The organism is Klebsiella sp. M5al, from assembly GCF_002090195.1.
Taxonomy (GTDB): domain Bacteria; phylum Pseudomonadota; class Gammaproteobacteria; order Enterobacterales; family Enterobacteriaceae; genus Klebsiella; species Klebsiella grimontii.
In genome coordinates, this window is sequence record NZ_CP020657.1 from 5,341,366 (window position 1) to 5,359,100 (window position 17,735).

Sequence of the window (17,735 nt, forward strand, 5' to 3'; positions counted from 1 at the left end):
TTTATTTCCCCAGAATTTCTTCAACGGATTTACCACGCTTGGCAGCGACCATTTCTGGAGAATTCATATTTTCCAGGCCATCAATAGTTGCACGAACCACGTTGATCGGGTTGGTGGAACCATATGCTTTGGCCAGAACGTTATGAACTCCAGCAACTTCCAGAACGGCGCGCATTGCACCACCGGCAATGATACCGGTACCTTCGGAAGCTGGCTGCATGAATACACGAGAACCCGTGTGAACACCTTTAACCGGGTGTTGCAGGGTGCCGTGGTTCAGCGCGACATTAATCATATTGCGACGGGCTTTTTCCATCGCTTTCTGGATCGCTGCTGGAACTTCACGCGCTTTACCGTAACCAAAACCAACGCGACCGTTACCGTCACCAACTACAGTCAGAGCTGTGAAGGAGAAAATACGACCACCTTTAACGGTTTTAGATACGCGGTTAACCGCGATCAGCTTTTCCTGCAGTTCGCCAGCTTGTTTTTCGATGTGAGCCATCTTACACCTCTACCTTAGAACTGAAGGCCAGCTTCACGGGCAGCATCTGCCAGTGCCTGGACACGACCATGATATTGGAACCCGGAACGGTCAAAGGAAACATCTTTGATGCCTTTTTCCAGAGCGCGTTCAGCAACAGCTTTACCCACAGCTGCTGCCGCGTCTTTGTTACCGGTGTACTTCAGTTGTTCAGCGATAGCTTTTTCTACAGTAGAAGCAGCTACCAGAACTTCAGAACCGTTCGGTGCAATTACCTGTGCGTAAATATGACGCGGGGTACGATGTACCACCAGGCGAGTTGCACCCAGCTCCTGGAGCTTGCGGCGTGCGCGGGTCGCACGACGGATACGAGCAGATTTCTTATCCATAGTGTTACCTTACTTCTTCTTAGCCTCTTTGGTACGCACGACTTCGTCGGCGTAACGAACACCCTTGCCTTTATAAGGCTCAGGACGACGGTAGGCGCGCAGATCTGCTGCAACCTGACCGATCACCTGCTTATCAGCGCCTTTCAGCACGATTTCAGTTTGAGTCGGACATTCTGCAGTGATACCGGCCGGCAGTTTATGCTCAACAGGATGAGAGAAACCTAAAGCCAGGTTTACTACATCCCCTTTGACCGCTGCACGATAGCCTACACCAACCAGCTGAAGCTTTTTAGTGAAGCCTTCGGTAACACCAACAACCATTGAGTTCAGCAGGGCACGCGCGGTACCAGCCTGAGCCCACCCATCCACGAAACCATCACGCGGACCGAAGGTCAGAGCATTATCTGCATGTTTAACTTCAACAGCATTGTTGAGGGTACGAGTCAGCTCGCCGTTTTTACCTTTGATCGTAATAACCTGACCGTTGATTTTTACATCAACGCCGGCAGGAACAACGACCGGTGCTTTAGCAACACGAGACATTTTTTCCTCCGATTAGGCTACGTAGCAGATAATTTCGCCACCAAGACCAGCCTGGCGCGCTGCACGATCGGTCATAACACCTTTAGAGGTAGAAATAACCGCGATACCCAGACCCGCCATAACTTTCGGCAGCTCATCTTTACGTTTGTAGATGCGCAGACCTGGGCGGCTGACACGCTGAATGCTTTCTACAACAGCTTTACCCTGGAAATACTTAAGAGTCAGTTCCAGTTCCGGCTTGATGTCGCCTTCAACTTTAAAATCTTCAATAAAGCCTTCTTCCTTCAGCACGTTGGCAATTGCCACTTTCAGCTTGGAGGAAGGCATGGTGACCGCAGCTTTATTCGCGGCCTGACCGTTACGGATACGGGTCAGCATATCCGCGATCGGATCTTGCATGCTCATCTGTCTTTACTCCCGTGATTCAATTGGTGACAATTACCAGCTAGCCTTTTTCAGACCCGGGATTTCACCGCGCATTGCGGCTTCACGGACCTTGATACGGCTCAACCCGAACTTCCGCAGGAAACCATGCGGACGACCTGTTTGACGGCAGCGATTACGCTGACGAGACGGGCTGGAATCACGCGGCAGAGTCTGCAGCTTGAGAACAGCGTTCCAACGATCTTCGTCGGTTGCGTTCACATCAGAGATGATAGCTTTCAGTTCAGCGCGTTTAGCGAAGAATTTATCAGCTAAAGCCACGCGCTTTACTTCGCGTGCTTTCATTGATTGCTTAGCCATTAAGTAACCCTACCTTACTTGCGGAACGGGAAGTCAAAGGCAGCCAGCAGAGCGCGGCCTTCTTCATCAGATTTCGCAGTAGTGGTAATGGTAATATCCAAACCACGAACGCGGTCGACTTTATCGTAGTCGATTTCTGGGAAGATGATCTGCTCACGGACACCCATGCTGTAGTTGCCACGACCGTCGAAAGACTTAGCGGACAAGCCACGGAAGTCACGGATACGCGGTACAGCAATAGTGATCAGGCGCTCAAAGAACTCCCACATGCGTTCGCCACGCAGAGTTACTTTACAGCCGATCGGATAGCCCTGACGGATTTTGAAGCCTGCAACTGATTTGCGTGCTTTGGTGATCAGCGGTTTTTGACCGGAGATTGCTGTCAGATCGGCTGCTGCGTTATCCAGCAGTTTCTTGTCAGCGATCGCTTCACCAACACCCATGTTCAGGGTGATCTTCTCGACCCGAGGGACTTGCATGACAGAATTGTAGTTAAACTCAGTCATGAGTTTTTTAACTACTTCGTCTTTGTAGTAATCATGCAGTTTCGCCATCGTACTACTCCAAATTACTTGATAGTTTCGCTATTAGATTTGAAGAAACGGACTTTTTTGCCGTCTTCGAATCTAAAGCCTACACGGTCAGCCTTGCCGGTTGCCGCATTGAAGATCGCAACGTTAGAAACCTGAATAGCAGCTTCTTTTTCAACGATGCCGCCTGGTTGGTTCAGAGCCGGAACCGGCTTCTGGTGTTTCTTAACCAGGTTGATACCTTCAACAATGAGCTTGCCGGAAGACAAGACATTCTTAACTTTACCGCGTTTACCTTTATCTTTACCGGTTAACACGATAACTTCGTCATCACGACGGATTTTCGCTGCCATGATTCGCTCCTTAGAGTACTTCTGGGGCCAGAGAGATAATTTTCATGAACTTCTCGTTACGAAGTTCACGAGTTACCGGCCCAAAAATACGCGTACCGATGGGCTGCTCGCTGTTATTGTTTAAAATAACGCATGCATTACCATCGAAGCGAATGACAGAACCGTCCGGGCGACGAACACCCTTCTTGGTGCGCACCACTACCGCCTTCAGCACATCACCTTTTTTGACCTTACCACGCGGAATTGCTTCCTTGATGGTGATCTTGATGATGTCGCCTACGCCTGCGTAGCGACGGTGCGAGCCACCCAGAACCTTGATACACATTACGCGACGTGCACCGGAGTTGTCGGCGACGTTCAGCATAGTCTGTTCTTGGATCATTTTAGTGCTCCGCTAATGTCAACTACTACTGAGACCCAAAAATAGGGTCGTTAAAAAAGCCCCATATCGAGGGCGCGGCATTATAACACCGCAAATCAGATATGGGTAGAAAAAATAAACGGCTCATCGCTGAGCCGTTTATCCGTATCGAGAATGCGTACTGTATTACAGAACCGCTTTCTCTACAACGCGAACCAGCGTCCAGGACTTAGTCTTGGACAGCGGACGGCATTCGCGGATTTCAACCACGTCACCGATACCGCATTCGTTGTTCTCGTCATGTACGTGCAGTTTGGTCGTACGCTTGATGAATTTGCCGTATACCGGGTGTTTCACCATACGTTCGATAGCAACAACAATGGATTTCTCCATTTTGTCGCTAACCACGCGACCTTGCAGAGTACGGATTTTATCGGTCATTACGCACCCGCCTTCTGAGTCAGTAAAGTCTTAACGCGTGCAACATCACGACGCACTTGCTTCAGCAGATGAGTCTGTTGCAGCTGGCCACTTGCAGCCTGCATACGCAGGTTGAACTGCTCACGCAGCAGGTTCAGCAGCTCAGCGTTCAGCTCTTCAACGCTTTTTTCACGCAGCTCTTTTGCTTTCATTACATCACCGTCTTAGTTACAAAGGTGGTTTTGATCGGCAGTTTCGCTGCTGCCAGGCCGAATGCTTCACGGGCCAGCTCTTCCGGTACGCCGTCCATTTCATAAAGGACTTTACCCGGCTGAATCAAGGCAACCCAGTACTCCACGTTACCTTTACCTTTACCCATACGAACTTCCAGCGGCTTCTCGGTGATCGGTTTGTCCGGGAATACACGGATCCAGATCTTACCTTGACGCTTAACTGCACGGGTCATAGCACGACGTGCTGCTTCGATCTGACGTGCAGTCAGACGACCACGGCCAACAGCTTTCAGACCGAAAGTGCCGAAGCTAACATCCGTACCCTGCGCCAGACCACGGTTGCGGCCTTTATGCACTTTACGGAATTTTGTACGCTTTGGTTGTAACATCAGCGACGCTCCTTATTTACGGCCTTTACGCTGCTGCTTTTTAGGTTGAGCAGCCGGTTCCGGTTGTTCAACAGCAGCCATACCACCCAGGATCTCACCTTTGAAGATCCATACCTTAACGCCGATTACACCGTAAGTGGTGTGCGCTTCAGAGGTGTTGTAGTCGATGTCAGCACGCAGAGTGTGCAGCGGTACGCGACCTTCACGGTACCATTCGGTACGTGCGATTTCCGCGCCGCCCAGACGGCCGCTAACTTCAACTTTGATACCTTTAGCGCCCAGACGCATTGCGTTCTGTACAGCACGCTTCATAGCACGACGGAACATAACGCGACGTTCCAGCTGAGAAGTGATGCTGTCAGCAACCAATTTAGCGTCCAGTTCAGGCTTACGAACTTCGGCAATATTGATCTGTGCAGGCACGCCAGCGAGATCCGCGACGACCTTGCGCAGTTTTTCTACGTCTTCGCCTTTCTTACCGATAACGATACCCGGGCGAGCAGTGTGAATGGTCACACGAATGCTTTTAGCCGGACGCTCGATAACGATACGAGATACAGACGCTTTCGCCAGTTCCTTAGTCAGGTACTGACGTACTTTAAAATCGCTGTCCAGGTTGTCAGCGAATTCTTTGGTGTTCGCAAACCAGGTTGAGTTCCATGGTTTTACAATACCCAGGCGAATACCATTAGGATGTACTTTCTGACCCATTGCTAGTCTCCAGAGTCTCAGCGATCGGACACAACCACAGTAATGTGGCTGGTGCGCTTCAGGATGCGATCTGCACGACCTTTAGCACGCGGCATAATGCGCTTCATGCTCGGGCCTTCGTCTACGAAAATTTTCGCAACTTTCAGATCATCAATGTCAGCGCCATCGTTGTGTTCAGCGTTAGCAATGGCAGATTCCAGTACCTTCTTGACCAGTACAGCAGCTTTCTTATTGGTGTAGGTCAGAATATCCAGGGCCTGCGACACTTTCTTACCGCGAATCAGGTCAGCAACAAGGCGAACCTTCTGAGCAGAAGAACGAGCATGGCGATGTTGAGCTAAAGTTTCCATCTCTTCCTCCTACCTTATTTCTTCTTCGCTTTTTTATCAGCAGCATGGCCGCGATAAGTACGAGTCGGTGCGAATTCACCCAGTTTGTGACCAACCATTTCGTCGGAAACAAAAACTGGAACGTGCTGACGACCATTATGGACAGCGATGGTCAAACCGATCATGTTAGGAAAGATCGTTGAACGACGGGACCAAGTGCGCAGGGGCTTCTTGTCTCCGCTTTCCACCGCTTTCTCTACCTTCTTCAGCAAGTGCAGGTCAATAAAAGGACCTTTCTTGAGAGAACGTGGCATGGCTTATCCTCTAAAATTATTTGCTACGGCGACGTACGATGAATTTATCAGTACGCTTGTTGCTGCGGGTCTTCTTACCTTTGGTCTGAACGCCCCACGGAGTTACCGGGTGCTTACCAAAGTTACGACCTTCACCACCACCATGTGGGTGGTCGACTGGGTTCATCGCAGTACCGCGAACGGTAGGACGAACACCACGCCAGCGTGCAGCACCTGCTTTACCCAGAACGCGCAGCATATGCTCAGCATTGCCAACTTCGCCCAGAGTAGCGCGGCAATCTGCTTCGACTTTACGCATTTCACCAGAACGCAGACGCAGGGTGACATAAGCACCATCGCGAGCAACGATCTGAACGTAAGTACCAGCGGAACGCGCCAGCTGACCGCCTTTACCTGGTTTCATTTCTACGTTATGAACGGTAGAACCAACCGGGATATTGCGCATCGGCAGGGTGTTGCCTGCTTTGATTGCAGCATCAACGCCAGACTGAATCTGGTCGCCAGCTTTCAGGCCTTTAGGGGCCAGGATGTAACGGCGCTCACCGTCTTTGTACAGAACCAGCGCGATGTTCGCGGAGCGGTTCGGATCGTACTCAAGACGTTCAACAACTGCCGGGATACCATCTTTGTTGCGTTTGAAGTCAACAATACGGTAGGCCTGTTTGTGACCACCACCGATATGACGGGTGGTGATACGGCCATTGTTGTTACGACCACCGGATTTGCTGTTTTTTTCAACCAGCGGAGCAAAAGGTTTGCCCTTGTGCAGCTCTGGGTTGACCACTTTAACAACGTGGCGACGACCCGGAGATGTCGGTTTACATTTAACAACTGCCATTGTATTACTCCTCCGACTTACTCAGCGCCGCCGACGAAGTCCAGATTCTGGCCTTCCTTCAGGGTGACGTAAGCTTTTTTCCAGTCGCTACGACGACCGATACGCTGTCCGTGACGTTTAACTTTCCCTTTAACAACCAGGGTGTTAACGACTTCGACTTCGACTTCAAACAGTTTCTGCACAGCAGCTTTGATTTCTGCTTTGGTCGCGTCTTTAGCAACTTTGAGAACGATGGTATTGGTTTTTTCCATCGCAGTAGACGCTTTTTCAGAAACGTGCGGTGCACGCAGCACCTTCAGCAGACGTTCTTCACGAATCATGCCAGCATCTCCTCAACTTGCTTAACAGCATCAGCAGTCATTACGACTTTGTCGAAGGCGATCAGGCTAACCGGGTCGATACCAGTTGCATCACGTACGTCAACCTTATGCAGGTTGCGCGCAGCAAGGAACAGGTTCTCGTCCAGCTCACCGGTGATGATCAGCACATCTTCCAGAGCCATGTCTTTCAGTTTCTGTGCCAGCAGCTTAGTTTTAGGCGCTTCAACAGAGAATGATTCGACAACGATCAGACGATCCTGACGTACCAGTTCGGACAGAATGCTTTTCAGCGCGCCGCGGTACATCTTTTTGTTAACTTTTTGACTGTGGTCCTGCGGACGCGCAGCGAAGGTCACGCCACCTGAACGCCAGATCGGGCTCTTGATAGAACCTGAACGCGCACGGCCGGTACCTTTCTGGCGCCACGGCTTTTTGCCTGAACCAGTTACTTCAGCACGAGTCTTCTGAGCACGAGTACCCTGACGAGCACCAGCTGCATAAGCAACTACAACCTGGTGAACCAGCGCTTCGTTGAAATCACGACCGAAGGTAGTTTCGGAAACAGTCAGCGCGCTCTGCGCGTCTTTCAATACTAATTCCATTGCTATCCCCTTACGCCTTCACAGCTGGTTTAACGATCAGGTCGCTACCGGTTGCACCCGGGACCGCGCCTTTAACCAGCAGCAGGTTGCGCTCAGCGTCAACACGTACTACGTCCAGGCTCTGAACGGTGACACGTTCGTTACCCAGCTGACCTGCCATTTTCTTGCCTTTGAACACTTTGCCCGGAGTCTGGTTCTGACCGATAGAACCCGGTACGCGGTGGGACAAGGAGTTACCGTGAGTAGCGTCCTGGGTACGGAAGTTCCAGCGCTTAACGGTACCAGCAAAACCTTTACCTTTAGAGGTACCGGTTACGTCAACTTTTTTAACGTCAGCAAACAGTTCAACGCTAATGTCCTGACCTACGGTGAATTCTTCGCCGTCAGCCAGACGGAATTCCCACAGACCACGGCCAGCTTCAACGCCAGCTTTAGCGAAGTGACCCGCTTCCGGTTTAGTTACACGGTTAGCTTTTTTAGCACCAGTGGTAACCTGAACGGCACGGTAGCCATCGTTAGCCAGATCTTTAACCTGAGTAACGCGGTTTGCTTCAACTTCGATTACGGTTACTGGGATAGATACGCCATCTTCAGTGAAGATGCGGGTCATGCCCACTTTTTTACCGACTAAACCAATCATTGTTTCAACCTCTCAATCGCTCGATGACCTGATTAACCCAGGCTGATCTGCACGTCTACACCGGCAGCCAGATCCAGACGCATCAGAGCATCAACGGTTTTTTCAGTTGGCTCAACGATGTCAACCAGACGCTTATGAGTGCGGATTTCGTACTGATCGCGCGCATCTTTGTTGACGTGCGGAGAAATCAGAACGGTAAAGCGCTCTTTGCGGGTCGGCAGCGGGATCGGACCACGGACTTGCGCACCAGTGCGCTTAGCAGTCTCGACGATTTCCGCGGTTGATTGATCGATCAGACGATGATCAAACGCTTTAAGGCGGATACGGATTCTTTGGTTCTGCATGAGACCAGAGCTCCAATTATTTTATAGACGAAATGGTTACTCCTCATACCCATTACGATTGATGGGAGAGTGTAACCGTTCTTACATAGTTCCCCAATTGGGAACATTGTTTGGTAGCGTGTTGCTACTACCGGGGTTCATATCGAACCGGCCGTCAACTTTGACAGGCCCGCGCATTATACGCAAATTCAGATACAACGCAAGGGCTGCGTACAAAATCATCACCTGTTTCCGGGAGCACGCACCCACGTTTACTGCAATACCATGAAAGGCCAGCAAATACTCTGGATTAGGAAGTCCACTCCTGTTTATTGCCTTTTGCCAGAAACCCCGTTCCAGCAGCACACTCGGTTACTAAGGCCAAAACGCGGGAACAATCGATGACAGTCGCGACCTTTGCATTCTTTATTATCCATGGCGGGCTATTACTCACGCTTTGTTGGCACGATCTGCGCTATGGCTTGCTACCCGATAAATTTACCTGCCCTCTGCTGTGGAGTGGGTTGCTTTATTATCTCTGTCTGTCGCCGGCCAATCTGGTACAAGCCGTCTGGGGCGCGATAGGCGGCTATCTGGCCTTTGGCTTGATCTATTGGCTCTACAGGGGAATACGCAGGCGGGAAGGCATCGGCTACGGCGATATTAAATTTCTCGCCGCGCTTGGGGCATGGCATGGGTGGGAAGTTTTACCGCAGCTGGTTCTCATCGCAGCTATTCTGGCCTGCGCGGCCGTAACGGCGCTGATTTTGTGCACGAGAACAAGGCAGACGCTACACCACCCGCTGCCTTTTGGCCCTTTCCTGGCCGCAGCGGGTGTGTTCTGTGGATGGCAGACGTTTATCAGTCAGCCACTTTAATCTGCGACTGAAGATAATTCTGCAAACCAATTTTGCCTATCAGGTCCAATTCGGTTTCCAGCCAATCGATATGGCCTTCTTCATCTGCGAGGATAGTGATTAACATATCACGGCTGACGTAGTCATGGACGCTGTCGGCATAGGCAATGGCCTCGCGTAGATCCTTCGCCCCTTCCAGCTCCAGCCTTAGGTCAGATTGCAGCATCTCCTCGACGTCTTCTCCGATGCGGAGTTTGCCGAGATCCTGCAGGTTCGGGATCCCTTCGAGAAACAAAATGCGCTCAATATACTTATCGGCATGCTTCATTTCATCGATAGATTCGTGGTATTCGACATCATTGAGGCGCATCAGGCCCCAGTTCTTGAACATTCTCGCATGGAGAAAGTATTGATTAATTGCGACAAGCTCATTTCCCAATAATTTATTGAGATAACTTATGATTTTGACATCACCTTTCATTATATAGTCCCTCCGCTTCCACTTATTGAAGCGTAGTTCGAGCTATAGGGATGTCAAAGTAAAGCTGAGGGGCTTCAGGCGATCTCTTGATATTCCGGCATGCGGGTTAATTCATCTTCCATAATCTCGCGCGCCGCACGGACGCACTTACCGCATTGATTTCCAACGGGAATAAATTTTCGCAGTTGTTGAAAAGACTGAGGATTGAATTGGCGCACAGCCTGACGAATTTTTTTATCGTTCACACCATTACACAGACAAACGTACATATATACTCCCGTTCAACTTACAAACAAAGTGTAAATGAGAATAGTTATGATTACAATAGCCTGTCTATTAAATAAACATTTACTCTATTTGCTGCCGGTCATCGTGCTGCAGCTCACATATAGCAGACAGCAAAAAGGGCGCCTTAGCGCCCTTTTTAATTCAGAACTAATTATTAGCCCAGAACTTTAGCAACAACGCCCGCGCCAACGGTACGGCCGCCTTCACGGATTGCGAAACGCAGACCGTCGTCCATCGCGATCGGGTGGATCAGGGTAACAACCATTTTGATGTTGTCGCCCGGCATAACCATCTCTACGCCTTCCGGCAGTTCGATGGTGCCAGTCACGTCAGTTGTACGGAAGTAGAACTGCGGACGGTAGCCTTTGAAGAACGGAGTATGACGGCCGCCTTCGTCTTTGGACAGAATGTACACTTCAGATTCGAACTTGGTGTGCGGCTTGATGGAACCCGGCTTAGCCAGTACCTGACCACGTTCGATTTCTTCACGTTTGATACCACGCAGCAGAACACCAACGTTCTCACCAGCACGGCCTTCGTCCAGCAGTTTGCGGAACATTTCAACGCCAGTACAAGTAGACTTCGCAGTCTCTTTGATACCAACGATTTCAACTTCTTCGCCAACTTTGATGATACCGCGCTCGACACGACCGGTAACAACGGTACCACGACCGGAGATGGAGAATACGTCTTCGATCGGCAGCAGGAACGGCTTGTCAATCGCACGCTCTGGTTCCGGGATGTAAGAATCCAGGTAGCCAGCCAGTTCGATGATTTTCGCTTCCCAGTCTGCGTCGCCTTCCAGCGCTTTCAGAGCGGAACCACGAACGATCGGGGTGTCGTCGCCCGGGAAATCGTACTGAGACAGAAGTTCACGAACTTCCATTTCAACCAGTTCCAGCAGCTCTTCGTCATCAACCATGTCGCATTTGTTCAGGAACACGATGATGTACGGAACGCCTACCTGACGACCCAGCAGGATGTGCTCACGAGTCTGCGGCATCGGGCCGTCAGTCGCAGCAACAACCAGGATCGCGCCGTCCATCTGCGCAGCACCGGTGATCATGTTTTTAACATAGTCGGCGTGGCCCGGGCAGTCTACGTGCGCGTAGTGGCGAGTCGGGGTGTCATATTCAACGTGAGACGTGTTGATGGTGATACCACGAGCTTTTTCTTCCGGCGCGTTATCGATCTGGTCGAATGCACGAGCAGAACCACCGTAGGTTTTAGCCAGAACGGTAGTGATTGCAGCGGTCAGAGTAGTTTTACCATGGTCAACGTGGCCGATAGTACCGACGTTGACGTGCGGTTTTGTACGTTCAAATTTTTCTTTAGACACGGCTATATTCCTTACTATAGTGCTCTCCCCTTCTGGAGAGAGCACGGGACTTTGGTTTTAACCCTGCGGCTTATTTACCACGGGCTTCGATTACGGCCTGAGCAACGTTGTTCGGCGCATCATCATACTTCAGGAACTCCATGGAGTAAGAAGCACGACCTTTGGTCAGAGAACGCAGCTGAGTTGCATATCCGAACATTTCAGACAGCGGAACTTCAGCGTGGATCACAACGCCAGTCACGTTGGATTCCTGACCGCGCAGCATACCGCGACGACGGCTAAGGTCACCGATAACGTCACCAGTGTTCTCTTCCGGAGTTTCTACTTCAACCTTCATGATCGGCTCAAGCAGAACTGGTTTCGCTTTCTTAAAGCCATCTTTAAAGGCAATAGAAGCGGCCAGTTTAAACGCCAGTTCAGAGGAGTCAACGTCGTGGTAAGAACCGAAGTGCAGACGCACGCCCAGATCAACTACCGGGTAACCAGCCAGAGGACCCGCTTTCAGCTGCTCCTGGATGCCTTTATCAACGGCCGGGATGTATTCGCCAGGAATTACACCACCTTTGATGTCGTTGATGAACTCATAACCTTTCGGGTTAGAGCCCGGCTCCAGCGGGTACATGTCGATAACGACGTGACCATACTGACCGCGACCACCAGACTGTTTAGCGTGTTTACCTTCGATATCGGTAACTTTCGCGCGAATCGCTTCACGGTAAGCAACCTGAGGTTTACCGACGTTCGCTTCAACGTTGAATTCACGCTTCATACGGTCAACGATGATGTCGAGGTGCAGCTCACCCATACCGGCGATGATAGTCTGGTTAGATTCTTCGTCAGTCCATACGCGGAAAGACGGGTCTTCTTTAGCCAGACGGCCCAGAGCCAGACCCATTTTTTCCTGGTCAGCTTTGGTTTTCGGTTCAACAGCGATAGAGATTACCGGCTCAGGGAATTCCATACGCTCCAGAATGATCGGCGCATTAGGATCGCACAGAGTGTCACCCGTAGTTACGTCTTTCAGACCGATAGCAGCAGCGATATCGCCCGCGCGAACTTCTTTGATCTCTTCACGTTTGTTAGCGTGCATCTGTACGATACGACCGAAACGCTCACGTGCAGCTTTCACGGAGTTCAGGATGGTATCACCAGAGTTAACCACACCGGAGTACACGCGGAAGAAGGTCAGGTTACCCACGAACGGGTCGGTAGCGATTTTGAATGCCAGAGCAGCAAACGGCTCATCATCGCTAGCGTGACGCTCAGCCGGAGTATCTTTACCGTCGTCCAGGATACCGTTGATCGCAGGTACGTCAACCGGGGATGGCAGGTAGTCAACTACCGCATCCAGCATTGCCTGAACACCTTTGTTCTTGAACGCAGAACCACAGGTTACCAGGATGATTTCGTTATTCAGAACACGCTGACGCAGAGCAGTTTTAATCTCTTCTTCAGTCAGTTCTTCACCACCCAGGTATTTCTCCATCAGCTCTTCAGAAGCTTCAGCAGCGGACTCGATCAGGTTCTGGTGCCATTCTTCGGCCAGTTCCTGCATGTCTGCCGGGATATCTTCGTAAGTGAAGGTTACACCTGCATCTTCTTCGTTCCAGTTGATGGCTTTCATTTTCACCAGGTCAACAACACCGGTGAACGCTTCTTCAGCGCCAATCGCCAGCTGCAGCGGAACAGGGTTCGCGCCCAGACGGGTTTTGATCTGACCAACAACTTTCAGGAAGTTCGCACCCATACGGTCCATTTTGTTAACGAACGCAATGCGCGGAACTTTATATTTGTTTGCCTGACGCCATACGGTTTCAGACTGAGGCTGAACACCACCAACTGCGCAGTAAACCATTACTGCACCATCAAGCACACGCATGGAACGTTCTACTTCGATAGTGAAGTCAACGTGCCCCGGGGTGTCGATGATGTTTACGCGATGCGGTTCATACTGCTTAGCCATACCTGACCAGAATGCAGTAGTCGCTGCGGAGGTGATAGTAATACCACGCTCCTGCTCCTGTTCCATCCAGTCCATGGTGGCAGCGCCGTCATGAACTTCACCGATTTTGTGGTTTACACCGGTGTAGAACAGAATACGTTCGGTAGTAGTAGTTTTACCGGCGTCGATGTGCGCACTGATACCGATGTTACGGTAGCGTGCGATGGGTGTTGTACGAGCCATTTGATTCCTCGTTATTTCTTTAGGCGTTCAGTTAAGTTATCCAAAACGGGCGACTTACCTGAAGCGCCCGTCTGGTGACTATGACTCCGAAGGGATTACCAACGGTAGTGTGCGAACGCCTTGTTGGCTTCTGCCATACGGTGAACGTCTTCACGTTTCTTAACTGCAGTACCTTTGTTGTCTGCAGCATCAGAGAGTTCGTTCGCCAGACGCAGAGCCATGGATTTATCACTACGTTTACGAGCAGCTTCAACGATCCAACGCATTGCCAGAGCATTACGACGAACCGGACGGACTTCAACTGGAACCTGATAAGTAGAACCACCAACGCGGCGAGACTTAACTTCTACAGTCGGGCGCACGTTGTCGAGAGCGACTTCGAAAGCTTCCAGTTCATTTTTACCAGAGCGCTGAGCCAGGGTCTCCAGCGCGCTGTATACGATTGCTTCTGCAGTAGATTTTTTACCATCTACCATCAGGATATTTACAAATTTAGCCAGCAGTTCTGATCCGAACTTAGGATCCGGCAGGATTTTACGCTGACCAATGACGCGACGACGTGGCATGGAAATACTCCGTTGTTAATTCAGGATTGTCCAAAACTCTAAGAGTTTAGTTTGACATTAATATAAAACGTTTGGCCTTACTTAACGGAGAACCATTAAGCCTTAGGACGCTTCACGCCATACTTGGAGCGAGCTTGCTTACGGTCTTTAACGCCGGAGCAGTCAAGCGCACCACGAACGGTGTGGTAACGAACACCCGGAAGGTCTTTAACACGACCGCCACGGATCAGGATCACGGAGTGCTCCTGCAGGTTGTGACCTTCACCACCGATGTAGGAGGTGACTTCGAAACCGTTAGTCAGACGCACACGGCAAACTTTACGCAGTGCGGAGTTAGGTTTCTTAGGAGTGGTGGTATATACACGAGTACATACGCCACGTTTCTGCGGGCAGGCTTCCAGCGCCGGCACGTTGCTCTTTGCAACTTTGCGCGCGCGTGGTTTGCGTACCAGCTGGTTAATTGTTGCCATTAAATAGCTCCTGGTTTTAGCTTTTGCTTCGTAAACACGTAATAAATCGCCTCATATAATATGAGGACGCAGAATTTTAGGGCGGTGCCGAAAAGGTGTCAAGAAATATACAACAATCCCGCCATTACCAGTCCAACTGACCCGCATGTTTGACGGTCAGTCTGACGAACTCAGTATAGCTAACCCTGATGACGCTGTCCGCAATTTGACCAGCCAGCCCGCGGGCTTCGATATCTTCTTGCAGAGCGTAGATAGAAATGGGGGCAGATTGCAGGATTTCAAGGAAACGCCCTTCCGCGATGGCGGCGATAACGCCGTCCGACAGCAGGAGAAGATCGTCACCCTCTTTTATCAAACGGCGCATCGTCGCCATATCAGCGTGCCAGGGGGAAGTGCTTAGCGTATGGAGCATTCAGGCCTCAGAAACGCAGTATCACGTTAAAATCATCAAGCCGGGCGCGCAGAGCCTCTGGCTCCAGCCATTCACCGTCAACGACCCACGGCGTAGCAGAATTCAGGCCGCGCTCCCGTGCTGAAGCAGCGCAAATCCAGCACTGTTCGATATCGTATAGCGATAAGAGTTTGAAGGTAGAGATATAGTCGCGCGCCAGCACCGCGGCAGGCCGCTGCTCTGGAAGCAGCTGAAATACGCCATCGCCCACGAAGAATACGCCGATCTCTTCCGTCAGGGCTGAGGTTGCCAGCAGGGCATCCAGCCCTTCCCTGCCCGATGCTGAACCATGGGGCGCAGACGAAAAAATAAAGGCTACGCGTTTCATCAGAACTGCACCATGCGATCGCAGGTTAACGCGGCTTCCGCCAGCGCGCCCAAGCCACTCAAGGTAAAACCCGGCTGCAAATTATGCGCAGGCAAACTCAGCTGCCTGGCCTCCTGTTCATCAGTGATTCCACGGCGTAAAGCTGCGGCTACACAGATATGCAAGGAAACAGCGTGCTCCTCATGCAGCGCCTGCCAGGCCCGAACCAGATCAAACTCGTCGCTGGCGGGAGCCGTAAGCTGATTCGCGTTGTAGACGCCTTCACGATAGAAAAAGATGCTGAGCAGCTCGTGCCCCTCCTGCAAAACGGCGCGGGCAAACTGTAATGCGCTGCTGGCCTGCTGGGTACCGTAAGCGGGGCCCGTCACCGTAATGGCAAAGCGCATTATTTATCCAGCCCCTGGAAATCTCCGCTTTTGAACTGACGAATGTAGAGATAAACCGTGTGCTTAGAGATGTTCAGCCGATCGGCTACCTGGTTAATGGCATCCTTGATATCAAAGATCCCTTTCTCATAGAGGTTCAGGACGATCTGCCGATTTTTGGCGTTGTTAGAAACGTTACGGTCAGCGTTCACCTCTTCAATTGTGAACTCAAGCGTCTGGGCAACCAGATCGTCAACCGATGAAGCAAAGTTGACCTGCGAGTTTACCTCCGTCGTTTCCGGCGGAATAAAGGTGCTCATTATTTGTGAGAACGGCACATCAAGATTCATGTTGATGCACAGCAGGCCGATAACCCGATGGTCACGGTTGCGGATGGCGATTGTGACCGATTTCATCAGCACACCGCTTTTTGCGCGGGTAAAATAGCATTTGGAAACGCTGCTATCGGCTCCAGTCATATCGTGCAGCATGCGCAGCGCAAGGTCGGTAATTGGCGAGCCGATTTGTCGGCCGGTGTGTTCACCGTTGGCGATACGAATAGCGGAACATTTTAAGTCCTGCAATGAGTGCAATACGATTTCACAGTGGGAACCGATGAGCATCGCTAACCCGTCCACTACCGCTTCATAGGATTTGAGGATATCGAAGTCGGTCTGGTCAAAAGGACGTTGATCCAGTAAATCAAGCTCACTGGTCTCGTTGGTTAAAAGCGACCTGGACATGAAAAAAAGCACTCCTTTTCAGGAGCCTGTCGTTATCGTCAGGGCAGGCTCATCATCATTATTAATCTATCTAAAGTAATACAGCGCCTGAGGTTCTTTCCAGTTTTAATTATATCTGCCCGCAATAAAAAAGCCGCCGCCCCTGGAGGCGGCGGCTTAAAACCGATTACTTCTTAGCGTCAGCGGCAGGGGCTTCAGCGGCTGCTTCAGGCTTGGCATCCGCTTTCGGGGCCGGTTTAATATCCAGCAGCTCTACATCAAATACCAGAGTAGAGTTCGCCGGGATGCCCGGTACGCCGGTTTTGCCGTAAGCCAGATCCGGTGGAATGACCAGCTGGATTTTACCGCCTTTCTTGATGTTCTTCAGGCCTTCGGTCCAGCCTGGGATCACGCCGTCCAGGCGGAAGGAAAGCGGCTCGCCGCGGGTGTAGGAGTTATCAAACTCTTTACCGTCGATAAGCGTACCTTTGTAGTTAACCACAACGGTATCGCTGTCTTTCGGCGCTTCACCGGTACCCGCTTTTTCGACTTTGTAGAGCAGGCCAGATTTAGAGGTTTTCACGCCTTTCTCTTTCGCAAAGGCGTCACGGTAAGCTTTGCCTTTCGCTTCATTCTCAGATGCGTCTTTTTCCATTTTCTGCTGAGCAGCCGTTTTTACGCGGGTTTCAAACGTCTGCAGAGTCTGTTCGATCTCCTGATCGGACAGTTTGCTCTTATCAGCAAAAGCGTCCTGAACACCGGCGATCAGCTGATCTTTATCTAATTTGATGCCCAGTTTTTCTTGTTCTTTCAGGGAGTTTTCCATGTAACGTCCCAGCGATGCACCCAGCGCATAAGCAGATTTCTGATCGTCATTTTTGAATGCCGATTTGCTGTCCGTTGCGGGTGCCGCTTTCGCTGTCGTCTCAGCAGCGAAGCTCAGCGGTGCATTCAGGGCGACGGCCATTGTGGTCGCCAGCAGCGTTACTTTAAACAGTGATTTCATCCATTTCTCCAGGGCCGGGGCATCTCACCCCAGGGTTATCGTAAAAAACAAAAAACGTACTATAGAACGTTGCAGAACAAATCAACATACAGACGTACCTGAATATCGCCTCATTTCAGACTATTTTTGTATGAATTAGTTTCCCGTCAGACGT

Annotated in this window: 31 protein-coding genes; 1 reads left to right on the forward strand and 30 read right to left on the reverse strand. The window is 50.9% G+C overall.

Annotated elements, in window-relative coordinates; all coding sequences use genetic code 11:
- Position 1: 1 nt before the first annotated feature.
- From rpsE to rpsJ, 19 genes are all read right to left on the reverse strand, one after another.
- On the reverse strand, positions 2–505 hold the full coding sequence (gene rpsE / locus BWI76_RS25755) for a 30S ribosomal protein S5 (RefSeq protein WP_004106339.1): 504 nt from the start codon (positions 503–505) through the stop codon (positions 2–4).
- A gap of 14 nt (positions 506–519) precedes the next feature.
- Complete coding sequence (gene rplR, locus BWI76_RS25760; RefSeq protein ID WP_000358960.1) at positions 520–873, reverse strand: 50S ribosomal protein L18; 354 nt, start codon at positions 871–873, stop codon at positions 520–522.
- Between the two features lie 9 nt (positions 874–882).
- Positions 883–1,416 (reverse strand): 50S ribosomal protein L6, encoded by a 534-nt coding sequence (gene rplF / locus BWI76_RS25765; protein ID WP_004106341.1) that lies wholly within the window; start codon positions 1,414–1,416, stop codon positions 883–885.
- Positions 1,417–1,428: 12 nt separating this feature from the next.
- The gene (rpsH, locus tag BWI76_RS25770; protein WP_004106343.1) at positions 1,429–1,821 is read right to left on the reverse strand and encodes a 30S ribosomal protein S8; all 393 of its coding nucleotides are present in this window, start codon (positions 1,819–1,821) and stop codon (positions 1,429–1,431) included.
- A gap of 33 nt (positions 1,822–1,854) precedes the next feature.
- Positions 1,855–2,160 (reverse strand): 30S ribosomal protein S14, encoded by a 306-nt coding sequence (rpsN, locus tag BWI76_RS25775; RefSeq protein WP_002919667.1) that lies wholly within the window; start codon positions 2,158–2,160, stop codon positions 1,855–1,857.
- A gap of 14 nt (positions 2,161–2,174) precedes the next feature.
- Positions 2,175–2,714, reverse strand: a complete 540-nt coding sequence (gene rplE / locus BWI76_RS25780) for a 50S ribosomal protein L5 (RefSeq protein ID WP_001096202.1) — start codon at positions 2,712–2,714, stop codon at positions 2,175–2,177.
- A gap of 14 nt (positions 2,715–2,728) precedes the next feature.
- Positions 2,729–3,043: a 50S ribosomal protein L24 gene (gene rplX / locus BWI76_RS25785; protein ID WP_004106345.1), complete on the reverse strand. Its 315-nt coding sequence runs from the start codon at positions 3,041–3,043 to the stop codon at positions 2,729–2,731.
- Between the two features lie 10 nt (positions 3,044–3,053).
- On the reverse strand, positions 3,054–3,425 hold the full coding sequence (gene rplN / locus BWI76_RS25790; protein WP_000613954.1) for a 50S ribosomal protein L14: 372 nt from the start codon (positions 3,423–3,425) through the stop codon (positions 3,054–3,056).
- 165 nt (positions 3,426–3,590) lie between these two features.
- Positions 3,591–3,845 carry a 30S ribosomal protein S17 gene (gene rpsQ, locus BWI76_RS25795; RefSeq protein ID WP_004106347.1) on the reverse strand — a complete coding sequence of 85 codons (255 nt, stop codon included), beginning with the start codon at positions 3,843–3,845 and terminating at the stop codon, positions 3,591–3,593.
- Positions 3,845–4,036: a 50S ribosomal protein L29 gene (gene rpmC, locus BWI76_RS25800; RefSeq protein ID WP_002919754.1), complete on the reverse strand. Its 192-nt coding sequence runs from the start codon at positions 4,034–4,036 to the stop codon at positions 3,845–3,847. Before rpmC ends, rpsQ begins: the two co-directional genes overlap by 1 nt.
- Positions 4,036–4,446, reverse strand: coding sequence for a 50S ribosomal protein L16 (rplP, locus tag BWI76_RS25805; RefSeq protein ID WP_002919759.1), 411 nt, complete (start codon positions 4,444–4,446; stop codon positions 4,036–4,038). Before rplP ends, rpmC begins: the two co-directional genes overlap by 1 nt.
- 12 nt (positions 4,447–4,458) lie before the next feature.
- Positions 4,459–5,157, reverse strand: a complete 699-nt coding sequence (gene rpsC / locus BWI76_RS25810) for a 30S ribosomal protein S3 (protein ID WP_004106350.1) — start codon at positions 5,155–5,157, stop codon at positions 4,459–4,461.
- A 17-nt stretch (positions 5,158–5,174) separates the two neighbouring features.
- Positions 5,175–5,507 (reverse strand): 50S ribosomal protein L22, encoded by a 333-nt coding sequence (rplV, locus tag BWI76_RS25815; RefSeq protein WP_002919773.1) that lies wholly within the window; start codon positions 5,505–5,507, stop codon positions 5,175–5,177.
- Between the two features lie 14 nt (positions 5,508–5,521).
- Positions 5,522–5,800: a 30S ribosomal protein S19 gene (gene rpsS / locus BWI76_RS25820; protein ID WP_001138115.1), complete on the reverse strand. Its 279-nt coding sequence runs from the start codon at positions 5,798–5,800 to the stop codon at positions 5,522–5,524.
- Between the two features lie 16 nt (positions 5,801–5,816).
- Entirely contained in the window at positions 5,817–6,638 is an 822-nt protein-coding gene (rplB, locus tag BWI76_RS25825; protein WP_000301869.1) for a 50S ribosomal protein L2, read from the reverse strand.
- 17 nt (positions 6,639–6,655) lie between these two features.
- Entirely contained in the window at positions 6,656–6,958 is a 303-nt protein-coding gene (rplW, locus tag BWI76_RS25830) for a 50S ribosomal protein L23 (RefSeq protein ID WP_000617546.1), read from the reverse strand.
- On the reverse strand, positions 6,955–7,560 hold the full coding sequence (rplD, locus tag BWI76_RS25835) for a 50S ribosomal protein L4 (RefSeq protein WP_003031119.1): 606 nt from the start codon (positions 7,558–7,560) through the stop codon (positions 6,955–6,957). The genes rplW and rplD overlap by 4 nt, the downstream gene beginning before the upstream one ends.
- Before the next feature lie 10 nt (positions 7,561–7,570).
- Positions 7,571–8,200 (reverse strand): 50S ribosomal protein L3, encoded by a 630-nt coding sequence (rplC, locus tag BWI76_RS25840; RefSeq protein ID WP_004106354.1) that lies wholly within the window; start codon positions 8,198–8,200, stop codon positions 7,571–7,573.
- A 32-nt stretch (positions 8,201–8,232) separates the two neighbouring features.
- Positions 8,233–8,544 (reverse strand): 30S ribosomal protein S10, encoded by a 312-nt coding sequence (gene rpsJ, locus BWI76_RS25845; protein WP_001181005.1) that lies wholly within the window; start codon positions 8,542–8,544, stop codon positions 8,233–8,235.
- Positions 8,545–8,924: 380 nt separating this feature from the next.
- Between rpsJ and BWI76_RS25850 the strand changes: the two genes are divergently transcribed.
- Complete coding sequence (locus BWI76_RS25850; protein ID WP_004138416.1) at positions 8,925–9,401, forward strand: prepilin peptidase; 477 nt, start codon at positions 8,925–8,927, stop codon at positions 9,399–9,401.
- Here BWI76_RS25850 and bfr read toward each other — a convergent pair.
- The 11 genes from bfr to fkpA form a co-directional block, all read right to left on the reverse strand.
- Positions 9,385–9,861 (reverse strand): bacterioferritin, encoded by a 477-nt coding sequence (bfr, locus tag BWI76_RS25855; RefSeq protein ID WP_004125910.1) that lies wholly within the window; start codon positions 9,859–9,861, stop codon positions 9,385–9,387. The two genes, BWI76_RS25850 and bfr, sit on opposite strands and share 17 nt — an antisense overlap.
- A 74-nt stretch (positions 9,862–9,935) precedes the next feature.
- The gene (gene bfd / locus BWI76_RS25860; RefSeq protein WP_004125913.1) at positions 9,936–10,130 is read right to left on the reverse strand and encodes a bacterioferritin-associated ferredoxin; all 195 of its coding nucleotides are present in this window, start codon (positions 10,128–10,130) and stop codon (positions 9,936–9,938) included.
- A gap of 173 nt (positions 10,131–10,303) precedes the next feature.
- Positions 10,304–11,488 carry an elongation factor Tu gene (tuf, locus tag BWI76_RS25870; RefSeq protein ID WP_004097636.1) on the reverse strand — a complete coding sequence of 395 codons (1,185 nt, stop codon included), beginning with the start codon at positions 11,486–11,488 and terminating at the stop codon, positions 10,304–10,306.
- Between the two features lie 70 nt (positions 11,489–11,558).
- A complete protein-coding gene (fusA, locus tag BWI76_RS25875; protein ID WP_004115957.1) occupies positions 11,559–13,673 on the reverse strand; it encodes an elongation factor G in 2,115 nt (704 codons plus the stop codon).
- 95 nt (positions 13,674–13,768) lie between these two features.
- Positions 13,769–14,239, reverse strand: a complete 471-nt coding sequence (gene rpsG, locus BWI76_RS25880; RefSeq protein WP_004138414.1) for a 30S ribosomal protein S7 — start codon at positions 14,237–14,239, stop codon at positions 13,769–13,771.
- 95 nt (positions 14,240–14,334) lie between these two features.
- The gene (gene rpsL, locus BWI76_RS25885; protein WP_002920115.1) at positions 14,335–14,709 is read right to left on the reverse strand and encodes a 30S ribosomal protein S12; all 375 of its coding nucleotides are present in this window, start codon (positions 14,707–14,709) and stop codon (positions 14,335–14,337) included.
- 124 nt (positions 14,710–14,833) lie between these two features.
- Complete coding sequence (tusB, locus tag BWI76_RS25890) at positions 14,834–15,121, reverse strand: sulfurtransferase complex subunit TusB (RefSeq protein WP_004138412.1); 288 nt, start codon at positions 15,119–15,121, stop codon at positions 14,834–14,836.
- 7 nt (positions 15,122–15,128) lie between these two features.
- Entirely contained in the window at positions 15,129–15,488 is a 360-nt protein-coding gene (tusC, locus tag BWI76_RS25895; RefSeq protein ID WP_004125933.1) for a sulfurtransferase complex subunit TusC, read from the reverse strand.
- The gene (gene tusD / locus BWI76_RS25900; RefSeq protein ID WP_004138410.1) at positions 15,488–15,874 is read right to left on the reverse strand and encodes a sulfurtransferase complex subunit TusD; all 387 of its coding nucleotides are present in this window, start codon (positions 15,872–15,874) and stop codon (positions 15,488–15,490) included. The genes tusC and tusD overlap by 1 nt, the downstream gene beginning before the upstream one ends.
- The gene (locus tag BWI76_RS25905; protein ID WP_004106380.1) at positions 15,874–16,596 is read right to left on the reverse strand and encodes a transcriptional regulator; all 723 of its coding nucleotides are present in this window, start codon (positions 16,594–16,596) and stop codon (positions 15,874–15,876) included. Before BWI76_RS25905 ends, tusD begins: the two co-directional genes overlap by 1 nt.
- A gap of 166 nt (positions 16,597–16,762) precedes the next feature.
- Positions 16,763–17,581 (reverse strand): FKBP-type peptidyl-prolyl cis-trans isomerase, encoded by an 819-nt coding sequence (gene fkpA, locus BWI76_RS25910; RefSeq protein ID WP_004125943.1) that lies wholly within the window; start codon positions 17,579–17,581, stop codon positions 16,763–16,765.
- Between the last annotated feature and the right edge of the window lie 154 nt (positions 17,582–17,735).

Coding starts and splice junctions, on each gene's coding strand:
- rpsG (WP_004138414.1), bottom strand. CDS start 14,239: ATGCCACGTCGTCGCGTCATTGGTCAGCGTAAAATCCTGCCGGATCCT.
- rpsJ (WP_001181005.1), bottom strand. CDS start 8,544: ATGCAGAACCAAAGAATCCGTATCCGCCTTAAAGCGTTTGATCATCGT.
- rplB (WP_000301869.1), bottom strand. CDS start 6,638: ATGGCAGTTGTTAAATGTAAACCGACATCTCCGGGTCGTCGCCACGTT.
- bfr (WP_004125910.1), bottom strand. CDS start 9,861: ATGAAAGGTGATGTCAAAATCATAAGTTATCTCAATAAATTATTGGGA.
- rplV (WP_002919773.1), bottom strand. CDS start 5,507: ATGGAAACTTTAGCTCAACATCGCCATGCTCGTTCTTCTGCTCAGAAG.
- tusC (WP_004125933.1), bottom strand. CDS start 15,488: ATGAAACGCGTAGCCTTTATTTTTTCGTCTGCGCCCCATGGTTCAGCA.
- fusA (WP_004115957.1), bottom strand. CDS start 13,673: ATGGCTCGTACAACACCCATCGCACGCTACCGTAACATCGGTATCAGT.
- rplP (WP_002919759.1), bottom strand. CDS start 4,446: ATGTTACAACCAAAGCGTACAAAATTCCGTAAAGTGCATAAAGGCCGC.
- rpsN (WP_002919667.1), bottom strand. CDS start 2,160: ATGGCTAAGCAATCAATGAAAGCACGCGAAGTAAAGCGCGTGGCTTTA.
- BWI76_RS25905 (WP_004106380.1), bottom strand. CDS start 16,596: ATGTCCAGGTCGCTTTTAACCAACGAGACCAGTGAGCTTGATTTACTG.
- rplN (WP_000613954.1), bottom strand. CDS start 3,425: ATGATCCAAGAACAGACTATGCTGAACGTCGCCGACAACTCCGGTGCA.
- tusD (WP_004138410.1), bottom strand. CDS start 15,874: ATGCGCTTTGCCATTACGGTGACGGGCCCCGCTTACGGTACCCAGCAG.
- rplF (WP_004106341.1), bottom strand. CDS start 1,416: ATGTCTCGTGTTGCTAAAGCACCGGTCGTTGTTCCTGCCGGCGTTGAT.
- fkpA (WP_004125943.1), bottom strand. CDS start 17,581: ATGAAATCACTGTTTAAAGTAACGCTGCTGGCGACCACAATGGCCGTC.
- tusB (WP_004138412.1), bottom strand. CDS start 15,121: ATGCTCCATACGCTAAGCACTTCCCCCTGGCACGCTGATATGGCGACG.
- rpsS (WP_001138115.1), bottom strand. CDS start 5,800: ATGCCACGTTCTCTCAAGAAAGGTCCTTTTATTGACCTGCACTTGCTG.
- rplW (WP_000617546.1), bottom strand. CDS start 6,958: ATGATTCGTGAAGAACGTCTGCTGAAGGTGCTGCGTGCACCGCACGTT.
- rplX (WP_004106345.1), bottom strand. CDS start 3,043: ATGGCAGCGAAAATCCGTCGTGATGACGAAGTTATCGTGTTAACCGGT.
- rpsQ (WP_004106347.1), bottom strand. CDS start 3,845: ATGACCGATAAAATCCGTACTCTGCAAGGTCGCGTGGTTAGCGACAAA.
- rplR (WP_000358960.1), bottom strand. CDS start 873: ATGGATAAGAAATCTGCTCGTATCCGTCGTGCGACCCGCGCACGCCGC.
- bfd (WP_004125913.1), bottom strand. CDS start 10,130: ATGTACGTTTGTCTGTGTAATGGTGTGAACGATAAAAAAATTCGTCAG.
- rpsH (WP_004106343.1), bottom strand. CDS start 1,821: ATGAGCATGCAAGATCCGATCGCGGATATGCTGACCCGTATCCGTAAC.
- rplD (WP_003031119.1), bottom strand. CDS start 7,560: ATGGAATTAGTATTGAAAGACGCGCAGAGCGCGCTGACTGTTTCCGAA.
- rpsL (WP_002920115.1), bottom strand. CDS start 14,709: ATGGCAACAATTAACCAGCTGGTACGCAAACCACGCGCGCGCAAAGTT.
- rpsC (WP_004106350.1), bottom strand. CDS start 5,157: ATGGGTCAGAAAGTACATCCTAATGGTATTCGCCTGGGTATTGTAAAA.
- rplC (WP_004106354.1), bottom strand. CDS start 8,200: ATGATTGGTTTAGTCGGTAAAAAAGTGGGCATGACCCGCATCTTCACT.
- rplE (WP_001096202.1), bottom strand. CDS start 2,714: ATGGCGAAACTGCATGATTACTACAAAGACGAAGTAGTTAAAAAACTC.
- rpmC (WP_002919754.1), bottom strand. CDS start 4,036: ATGAAAGCAAAAGAGCTGCGTGAAAAAAGCGTTGAAGAGCTGAACGCT.
- rpsE (WP_004106339.1), bottom strand. CDS start 505: ATGGCTCACATCGAAAAACAAGCTGGCGAACTGCAGGAAAAGCTGATC.
- BWI76_RS25850 (WP_004138416.1), top strand. CDS start 8,925: ATGACAGTCGCGACCTTTGCATTCTTTATTATCCATGGCGGGCTATTA.